Origin of the sequence: Mycobacterium sp. (assembly GCF_049280035.1) — a bacterium.
Lineage (GTDB): Bacteria > Actinomycetota > Actinomycetes > Mycobacteriales > Mycobacteriaceae > Mycobacterium.
The window spans coordinates 1-2,999 of record NZ_JBAPPI010000680.1 but is presented as its reverse complement, the minus strand read 5'-3'; the positions used below and the strand labels follow the sequence as shown (position 1 = coordinate 2,999).

3 protein-coding genes and 1 pseudogene are annotated in these 2,999 nt (G+C 64.0%); 3 read left to right on the top strand and 1 reads right to left on the bottom strand.

The window, feature by feature from the left end; translation table 11 throughout:
* Both WAN71_RS21885 and WAN71_RS21880 read left to right on the top strand, forming a co-directional pair.
* Window positions 1-1,156: molybdopterin dinucleotide binding domain-containing protein (locus tag WAN71_RS21885; RefSeq protein WP_422227336.1), on the top strand; the 1,156-nt coding region annotated here is incomplete at its 5' end.
* Window positions 1,157-1,175: 19 nt separating this feature from the next.
* Window positions 1,176-1,715 (top strand): tat pathway signal sequence, encoded by a 540-nt coding sequence (locus tag WAN71_RS21880; RefSeq protein ID WP_422227335.1) that lies wholly within the window; start codon window positions 1,176-1,178, stop codon window positions 1,713-1,715.
* A 24-nt stretch (window positions 1,716-1,739) separates the two neighbouring features.
* On the opposite strand, the gene WAN71_RS21875 is transcribed toward WAN71_RS21880, so the two are convergent.
* Window positions 1,740-2,414 (bottom strand): GntR family transcriptional regulator, encoded by a 675-nt coding sequence (locus WAN71_RS21875; protein ID WP_422227334.1) that lies wholly within the window; start codon window positions 2,412-2,414, stop codon window positions 1,740-1,742.
* A 189-nt stretch (window positions 2,415-2,603) separates the two neighbouring features.
* Between WAN71_RS21875 and WAN71_RS21870 the strand changes: the two are divergent.
* Window positions 2,604-2,999, top strand: a pseudogene (locus WAN71_RS21870) (hypothetical protein); the annotation flags it as partial.

Sequence of the window (2,999 nt, the reverse complement as noted above, 5' to 3'; positions counted from 1 at the left end):
GAAGTACGGTGTGGCGACGATTCGTGAAATCGTCAACTTCCTGCTGTTGCGCGGCAATCTGGGTCGGCCGGGGGCGGGAGTCTGCCCGGTGCGCGGGCACAGCAACGTCCAGGGTGATCGCACGATGGGAATCTGGGAGCAGATGCCCCAGTCGTTCCTAGACGCCTTGGAGCGTGAGTTCGGGTTCACTCCCCCGGCCACGCACGGCCTTGACGCGGTGAACTCCATTCGGGCCATGCGCGACGGGCGTGCCAAATTTTTCCTCGGCTTCGCCGGCAACTTTGTGCGCGCAACCCCCGACAGCGATCAGACCGAGCAGGCCATGCGGGCATGCCGCCTGACCGCGCACGTTTCCACCAAACTCAACCGCTCACACGTGATCTGCGGCGACACCGCGCTGATCCTGCCGACGCTGGGCCGCACCGACCGCGATATCCAGGCCACCGGTGAGCAGTTCGTCACCGTGGAGGATTCGATGAGCATCGTCCACCAGTCCCACGGCCGTCTCGCCCCGCCGTCCAAGCATCTGTTGAGCGAAGTCGCGATCATCTGCCGGCTGGCCCGGCGCACTCTTGGCGACACACCCGCGATTCACTGGGAGGACTTCGAGGCCGACTACGACGCGATCCGCGAGCGGATCTCCCGCGTCGTGCCTGATTTCGACGATTTCAACGCCAGAGTGCGCGAGCCCGGTGGATTCCGGCTGCCCAACCCGGTCAATGAGCATCGCTTTCCAACGCTGTCGGGGAAGGCGGTGTTCACGCGCAACACCTTCGACCGGATCCGGCCACCCGAAGGGCATCTGGTGCTGCAAACGATGCGCTCGCACGATCAGTGGAACACCGTGCCTTATGCGCTCGACGACCGCTACCGGGGTATCCACAACGGGCGTCGAGTCGTTCTGGTCAACCCCGATGACATCCACGAGCTGGGTCTAACCGACCGCCAACTCGTCGACCTGATAAGTACGTGGGACGACGGTGTCGAGCGGCGTGCCAAGGGTTTCCGGGTGGTCGCGTATCCGGCTGCTCGCGGCTCGGCCGCGTCCTACTATCCGGAGACCAATGTCCTGGTGCCGTTGGACAGCGTCGCCGAGATCAGCAATACCCCAACATCGAAAGGTGTTTTTGTGCGGCTCGAGCCCGCAGCACCGTAAAGCGATTGTGAGGCGCGGCATGGAATTGGACCGGCGATCGCTACTGGCCGTGACACCGCTGTTGCTGGCGGCGATCGCCGCCGGTGACAAGACGGGCAAGGTCGACAACATCAAGCTGGCACCGGCACCCCAAGCGGGACCGGATCCAAGCGAGACCTTCGTCCAGCCATACCAGGACATCTCTTTCGAGCCATGGGGCAACTTACCGGCGCACAGCGGCGAAATGGCCAAGCTGTATGGACATTTCGACAGCCCGGGGCCTTACCTGGTGCTGATGAAATGGAATCCGGGTTGGTTCAGCGCACCGCACACTTATGCGACCGACCGCATTCAGGTGGTTGTGTTCGGCGCCTGGTTTGTCAACAGCGGCAACGACTTCCAGCCGCAAGACGCGGCTCCGGTCGGGCCGGGTGGGTATGTGAAGCGTGCCGCGCGTACCCCGCACTACGACGGTGTACCAGCCGGCCAGCCCGACCCGGCCGTCATCGCCATCTTCGGTCTTGGCCCTGTCGACGTGCAGCTGGTCGACCCGAGCCAGCCATCATGGCGTCAGGTGTGACGGCGCGGGAACGCAGTCGGTGCGCTAGGCCGGATGCTCGACAGCGAGACCAAGCGTGCGCATCGTGCTCGCCAGGTGCGTCCGCACGATCTCCTCGGTCCGTTGCAGATCGCCGTCGCGCACCGCTTCGGCGATCACGCGATGCTCGGCCATGATCGTCGTGATCCGCTCCTCGTGCATCACCAATTCACGGTTCATCCGCATCTGACGGTCGCGCAGTGACGAGTAGAAACCCGACACGATGGCGTTTCCGGACTCTTGAAGAATGACGTCATGAAAGGCACGGTCGGCGTCGGAGAATTCTTCCCAGTCCGCCTTAGCGGCGGCATCGCGCTGCCGTTGCAGTTCCGCCGATAGCCGCTCGAATACCGCGGTGCGCGCCGCGGGGCCGCGTGAGACGACCTTGGCCACGGCGAACTGTTCGAGAACCAGCCTGGCCTCGATGACCGCGCGGGCTTCCTCCGAGGAAACCGGCACGACGAGCGCGCCGCGTTGCGGGTAGAGCCGGAGCAACCCTTCAGCCTCCAACCGCAGGAAGGCCTCACGCACCGGAGTGCGCGACATGCCCAGGGCCGCCGCAACCTCGCCCTCGCTGATCAGTTCCCCGCCCGGAAAGGCTCCGGTCAGCACCTGGCGCTTCACGTAATCATGCGCGCGGTCCTTGGCCGCAACCCGGCCAACACCACCTGGCTTGGTCACCACCGCCTCCCCCTTTTCTGCAGCTAAGCCGTATCTCACATGTGTACATGACAGTACACCAGCGCATAGCCGCTGCTCAGCAGGCACGCGCCTGTGACCGATCTCGCAAGCCAGCAACTGAGATACAAGATAAACTCCAGTCATACATAACAAATATCCAAGAGGTGCACTGATAGAGGGAGGCTCGCCATGTACACCGCACAAACTCCCATGGATCTCGACCGCATCACCCGCCCGCTGAGGTTGGCCAGAGGATCGCACCAGCCGGGGTCAGGTAAAGGCTGCGCCATGAACGCCATCTCGTACACCAACGGCGACGAGCTCATCACGGACTTCCCTACCTGCTCAGCCCGCCCGCTGGCTATCCTCGTCCAGGCCTGCAACGACCAGCTGGCCGCACCGGGCGGCTACCTGTCACCGGAACACAGCGTGCTCGCGCTCGAACTTGCCTGGCAGACCGTCGGTACCGCCGGCGTCGCCGACACCGTTGTGCATGCCTGGCTGGCCGAACTGCTGACCAACCCCGTCTGGGGCGTCATCCAGTACGCCAAAATCACCGCGGTAAAGGCGATCCTCGACATCGCC